Raw genomic sequence first — 6259 nt, 5'->3', positions numbered from 1 at the left:
CGTCGCCGAGCCGGATCAGGTGACCAAGGAACTGATCGGCCAGATCACGGCGGTGCTCGGTCCCGACTATGACGTCGCGACCCACTTCACGCCAAAATACCGACCGTGGCGGCAGCGCATCGCCTTCGTGCCCGATGCCGACCTGTTCCACGGCATCAAGAGCGGCAAGGCCTCGGTCGTCACCGACGAGATCGAGCGCTTCACGGACAAGGGCATTTTGCTGAAGTCGGGCGGGGAGATCGACGCCGACATCATCGTCACGGCGACCGGTTTCAATCTCTGTGTGCTCGGCGACATCGCATTTGCGATCGACGGCAAGCCGCTCGACTTCGCCGACACCGTGACCTATCGCGGCATGATGTTCACCGGCGTGCCGAACATGGCCTGGGTATTCGGTTATTTCCGCGCCTCCTGGACGCTGCGCACCGATCTGGTGGCGGAGTTCGTCTGCCGGCTGCTCAAGCACATGAGCGAGACGGGCGCGCGCCAGGTCGAGGTGGCATTGCGCCCCGAGGATCACAACATGCCGCTGCTGCCATGGATCGATCCGGAGAATTTCAATCCGGGCTACATGATGCGCAACATGCATCTGTTGCCGAAGCGCGGCGACAAGCCGGAATGGCAGCACAACCAGGATTATTGGGCCGAGAAGGATCAGTTCCCCGCGATCGATCTCGACGACAAGGCGTTCGTGTACAAGTGATGTTCGTGCACCGACCTCAGTTTACCTCTCCCGCAAGCGCGGAGAGGGAGCGCAGCTTCCACGTGGTTCGATCGAACCTCATCTCATCTGCTCTAATTACATCACGGCCGCTTCGGCTGTGCCTGTGATTGCGGCGGCGGCCGTCGCGGCGGCCCGGCGAGGCGGGCGTTTGCGGACTGGGCCTGCGGGTCGAGCTTAACATCCATCTTGACCGCGGCATCGCTGATGTCGCGCAGGGTCTGCCGACCCTCTTCCATCAGCTTCGCCGACTTCAGGCGGAAGGTATCGGCCATTTCGCGCAGCGAGCGCAGCTTGTCGTAGAGTTCTTCGGTCTTGCCGTCGGCAAAGCCCGGCACCACGCCCTCGATCTTGCCTATCACGGTATCGAAGCCCGCAAACGCGTTGTCGGCCTTGTCCATGATGCTGTCGATCGCGTCGCTCTTGCTGCGCAGCGAGGCCGTGGTGCTTTCGAACGACAACAGCCCGTCCTTGATCACGTCCGCATTGGCGACGATGACCTTGTCGACATTGTGCAGCGTCTCGGGGATCGATTCCAGATCATGCAGGTCGGCGGTGAGGACCGGAATGCCATCCGCATCGAGCGGCACCGGAGGCGCGGCCGGCGCGCCGCCGACCAGCGAGACGGCAGCAAGTCCCGTCAGGCCCTGGAACTCGATACCGGCCACGGTGTCCTTGCGGATCGGCGCGCTGTTGTCCAGCATGGCTTCAACCACAACCTTGCGCGGATTTTCCAGCTTGATCGAGACGATCTCGCCGGCCTGGATACCGTCGAAATTGGCCGGTCCGCCCCGGCGCAGCCCGGCGGCGGAGCCGCCGTCGAACACGATGCGGATCGGGCTCTTGCTCTGTGCGCTGCGCAGCTTCTGTACCGCGAGCAGAGCCGTGAACGCCGCGGCGATCACCGCCAGCGTCACGGTTCCGATTGCCAGGTTGCTTGCGCGCATCGTACCTCTCGGACCGGCCCGCCGAAGTGAGCGGCCGCGGGCCTGAGGCCGTATCTTACGGGCAAAGCCCGGGCAGCGGAAGCTCAATGCTTGGCAGCGTCGTGCGCTTCCTTCTTGGCCGCGGCGTTGTTCAGCACGATCAGCGCGTCGACCGCGATGCCGGTTTTCGCATTGATCAGGAACGGATTGACGTCGATGGAAGCGATGCGGCTGCCGGCATCGGCGATCAGGTTGGACAGCCCGACCAGCGCCTTCACGGCGGAGGCCTCGTGCAGCGGCCCCTTGCCGCGATAGCCTCTGATCTTGACGCCGGCCTTGGTGCGGCCGATCAGCGCCCTGGCCTCTGCATCGTCGAGCGGCGCGCCCGCGAGCGCGACGTCCTTCATGAGTTCGATGTCGATGCCACCGGTGCCGAACAGCACCACCGGTCCCATCTCGGCGTCGAGCGAGGCGCCGATCACGAGCTCCAGATCGCCTTTCACCTGTTGCGCGATCAGGATGCCTTCGAGCGTCGGCTTGCCCTTCAGCTTCTTCACCCGTGCGGTGATGGCGTCAAATGCCGTCTTCACTTCCGCCGGGCTGCCCAGGTTCAGCACGACGCCGCCAATATCGGATTTGTGCAGGATGTCGGGGCTGACCACCTTGGCGACCACGGGAAAGCCGATCGTCCTGGCGATCTTGACCGCTTCGGAAGCCGACTGCGCGATCGCCTCTTTCGAGATCGGGATGCCGTAGGCCTTCAGGAGCTTTTTTGAGGCCACCTCGTCGAGGGCCGCACCTTGCGCTGCTTTCAATGTCTTCTCCAGCAGCGCCCGTGCAGCCGGCTTCGAGCTCGAGACGATGTCGGGGACTTCCTTCGGCAGCGCCGCATAGTTGATCAGCGACTTGATCGCGGTGACCGCGCGGTCCATGCCCTGCATGACCGTGAGGTTTGGCAGCGACCTGCGCAGGCTTTTCGTGAACTCGGTAAAACCGATCGACATCGCGCTGATATAGATCACGGGTTTTGCGGCGCGGCCCGCCATCTCATTGACGATCCGCAAGTTCCGCTCGCGCAGCTCGTGCGGTGCCTTGGGAAACTCGGCGTCGATGATGACGATGTCGGTATCGGGGTCGTCGATCATGAGCTTGATCGACTGCATGTAGACGGAAGGATCGACAACGGCGGCAAAGCCGGCATCGAGCGGATTGCCGACGATCGAGCCCGGGCCGAGCATCTTTGCAAGGCTATCGCTCGCGGCCCGGCCAAGCGGTGCAAAATCGAGGCCGGCCGAATAGAACGCGTCGATCAATAGCCCCCGCTTGCCGCCCGACAACGTCACCGCCGCAAGTCGGTCACCTTTGGGCAGGGCCGCATGCACGAAACATTCGGTGGTCTCGATCAACTCGTCCATGTTGCGCGCCCGGATCACCCCCTCGCGCGTCGAGATCGCGTCAAACGTCTCGATGGAGCCAGCGAGCGCGCCGGTATGCGCCATGGCGGCGGCGCGGCCGCCCTCGGAGGCGCCAAGCTTGAGCGCGATGACCGGCTTTCCCGCGGCGCGCGCGGCCTTGCAGGCGTCGCGAAAGTTTTTGGTGTCGCGCACGCCTTCCAGATAGACGACGATGACGCGAATGCTCGGATCGGCCGCGTAATAGGCCATCAGGTCCGGCGTCTCCAGCCCGGCCTCGTTGCCGGTGGTGACCATGTAGCCGATGCCGACGCCGCGGTCCTCCAGCGCCTGGCGGATCGCCATCACGATGGCGCCGGACTGGCCGGCGATCGCCACCGGACCCTGTTCCATGGTGACGATGCGGTCGTCGATATTGGTGAACAGCTTTTCGCCCGCGCTCAGGTTTCCGAGGCAGTTCGGTCCCGTCACCGCAAGGTGGGTCTCGCGGATGGCCTGCTGCAGCTCGGCTGCAAGGCGCTGGCTGTCCTCATCCTGCAGCTCGTCGAATCCCGAGGTGACGATGGTGGCCGACCGCGCGCCGGCTTTGGCGGCATCGCGGATCACCGGGATGGCGAAGCGCGCCGGCACCAGCACCAGCACATGGTCGGGTCGCTCCGGAAGACTCGAAAAATCCTTGTAGCAGGTCACCCCCCAGACGCTCTCGCGCCTGGCATTGATCGGATAGAGGCCGCCTTCGTAACCGTACTTGATCAGGTTGTTCCAGATGCGCTCGGCATAATTGCCCGGCTTGTCGGTCGCGCCGACCACGACGACATTGCGCGGATGCAGCATCGCATGAACGCGCTTGACGAGATCGCTGGTCTCCGCTGGCGGCGCCCATTTGACTTGACCTTGAGACGCAGTCGTGAGCGGGGCTTCCATCGGCGTGACCTTCTCTTTGCTTTGCTTCTTTTCGTTCGCCGGCGATCAGCGCTCGGTCTGCACCGCGGCTGTTCTTTCTATGAAGACTTGGAGACGGCCGCAACTGACGCCCTCATCGCGCATTTTCCGCAGCGCGACAATTGCTGGCGATGACGTCGCTACCAGGCCGGACGCGGCCGCGGCGGCGAGGCAATGCCAGCGAGCAGCACGGCCAGAATGCCGGTCAGGAAAATGCCATCAAAGGTTCCGGCGCCACCGATCGAGGCGATCGGCGCGCCAAGGCCGCTGATCTTGTCGAGATTGAGCAGGTCGGCGCCAATGAGCGTGCCCATCGAGCCGCCGATATAGGCGAGCGGCGCGGCATATTCGCGCGACAGCAGGAATGCCAGGATCGCCGTGACGACCACGGGCACGAACACGGGCACGGCAATGCCGACGCCATTCACCGGCGTTGCCATCGTATGGATCACGATCGCGATCACGACGACGGCGATCGCCGCCTTGAGCCAGAGCTGGTAGCGCAGCACGAGATAGGTCGACATCAGCGTCGGGATCACGGCACCGCCGACATTGACGGCCAGCACGGTACCGGGAAACGCCGTCACCACCGGCACGATGTAGCGCATCCCGAAGAAGTCGACGATCTCGCCGGTCCTCACCGGGTGTCCCGGCAGAATGGTGATGGGGATGTTGAAATAGCTGCCGATCAGCGAGCCGAACAGCACCAGTAAGGCCGCGCCGGGCCCGATGCCGAGGCGCATATAGGCATAACGCAGAATGCGCAGCTGAATCAGGATGATCAGCACCACAAAGATGATGACCAGGATGGAAAACAGTCCTGGGGTCAGCGGCAGATAGTGAACCTGGGAATCCATCATCGCGCAGTCTTTCGGCCGTTGTGCCCGTACCCAGGAATATACGTTGCGGGCCGAAAGGTTTCAAAACCGAAACGGCATGCAATCATAACGAAGAGGGGCCTTCGAGCACAGCGTGGACCAGAAAGCGCTCGGGGCCGCCCGTGACGGCTTCGAACGGCCAGCAGGTCGACAGCACCAGCTCATGGCCGCGCGATGTCGCATCGATCCCGGAAGCATCGAACCGCACCACCGACGTCCCATCCACGCGATAGCTGAACGTTCTGCCGTCGCTGCGCGTCACCGCGATCTCGTCGCCGATCACGACGTCCTTCACGAAGCGGAAATGCGTATCGCGGTGGGCGGCGTAGACGGCGACGCCGCGCTCGCCGGCATCGGCGGTCTGTTCGACATGGCCCGGGCCGAAGGCGAGTGCCTGCCCGCTGCTGCCGGCGAGCACAATGGCGCTGACATGCAGCCTGTTGATCGCGATCCTCCCGACCGGCCAGGTGTCGGCCCACGACCATGGTTTTGTCACCTGTCCGGTGACGAGCGTTTCGGCGAACGCGCGCTCCAGCAGAATCTGCGCGACGTACGCCTTGGCATGGATGTAGGCACCGTGTCCGACCAGCAGGAGCCCGGCGAGGGCGAGGAGAAGGGGCGCGAAGCGGGTCATCGAGAGCGCTCAACCGTTGTCGTCATTCCGGGGCGATGCGAAGCATCGAACCCGGAATCTCGAGATTCCGGATTGGCGCTTCGCGCCCCCCGGAATGACGTTGTTGGAAGGATTGCGCGCGCGGCGCTCGGGGTACGCCGCGCGCGCTGCTGCGGAGGAGTGGGGGGCGCCTTCAGAGCGAAAACCTCCGACGCCGGTTGAACGCGACCAGGATCAGGCTGAGCGCGGCCAGACTCGCGCCCAAGATCATGCTGAGCTCTGCATCGGTTGCGGTCTTCGGCAGCGTGACAGTCTCGGGCCGAGCGGCCGGAGCGGGTTGCGGACGCTTCAGTGACGCAAGTTGCGCACGGCTGTCGTTGGTGTCCGCGCGCCGCTCGGCCGGCTGCGCAGGAAGACGCGGGCGCTCGCCAAACACCTTCTCAAAGTCCCAGCCGGCCGGCAGGTTGATCGGCAGCTCGGCAAGCTTGAGCGGCTCACCCGCGGGCCGGCTCGGCGTCCGGTCGACGGCGACCAGGCTGGTCAGGCGGGTGACGAGCTGATGCTCGAGCGCCAGCGCCAAGATCGTCTTGTCGACCTCATCGGGCGTGACCTGACGCATGGTGCGCGCGACCTCGGCATCGCTGATCTTGCGCCGTGCCCAGACTTTTGACAGGCCCTTGCCTTCGGCCGCCTGTGCCAGCGCAAGGCGGATCACCCAGGGCCGGTCGCCGATATGTCCGTTGATCTCGACCGAGCCGTCGGCGTGA

General features: G+C 64.4%; 5 protein-coding genes and 1 pseudogene. 1 reads left to right on the top strand and 5 read right to left on the bottom strand.

What is annotated here, in order from left to right; genetic code table 11:
• Positions 1 to 703 (top strand): annotated as a pseudogene (locus tag JOZ76_RS23325) (NAD(P)/FAD-dependent oxidoreductase); the annotation flags it as partial.
• 101 nt (positions 704 to 804) lie between these two features.
• Here the strand turns inward: JOZ76_RS23325 and JOZ76_RS23320 are convergent.
• From JOZ76_RS23320 to JOZ76_RS23300, 5 genes are all read right to left on the bottom strand, one after another.
• Positions 805 to 1668, bottom strand: a complete 864-nt coding sequence (locus JOZ76_RS23320) for an MlaD family protein (RefSeq protein ID WP_291702320.1) — start codon at positions 1666 to 1668, stop codon at positions 805 to 807.
• An 83-nt stretch (positions 1669 to 1751) separates the two neighbouring features.
• Positions 1752 to 3893 (bottom strand): acetate--CoA ligase family protein, encoded by a 2142-nt coding sequence (locus tag JOZ76_RS23315; protein WP_441300078.1) that lies wholly within the window; start codon positions 3891 to 3893, stop codon positions 1752 to 1754.
• 248 nt (positions 3894 to 4141) lie between these two features.
• Complete coding sequence (locus JOZ76_RS23310) at positions 4142 to 4858, bottom strand: DUF1614 domain-containing protein (protein WP_291702325.1); 717 nt, start codon at positions 4856 to 4858, stop codon at positions 4142 to 4144.
• An 85-nt stretch (positions 4859 to 4943) separates the two neighbouring features.
• The gene (locus JOZ76_RS23305) at positions 4944 to 5513 is read right to left on the bottom strand and encodes a class GN sortase (protein ID WP_291702315.1); all 570 of its coding nucleotides are present in this window, start codon (positions 5511 to 5513) and stop codon (positions 4944 to 4946) included.
• 172 nt (positions 5514 to 5685) lie between these two features.
• Positions 5686 to 6259 (bottom strand): LPXTG cell wall anchor domain-containing protein (locus tag JOZ76_RS23300; protein ID WP_291702314.1); only part of this gene is annotated, 574 nt, incomplete at its 5' end.

Source organism: Bradyrhizobium sp., from assembly GCF_019244115.1.
Classification (GTDB): domain Bacteria; phylum Pseudomonadota; class Alphaproteobacteria; order Rhizobiales; family Xanthobacteraceae; genus Bradyrhizobium.
The sequence above is the reverse complement of the archived record's forward strand: the minus strand, read 5'-3'. Positions and strand labels throughout refer to the sequence as shown.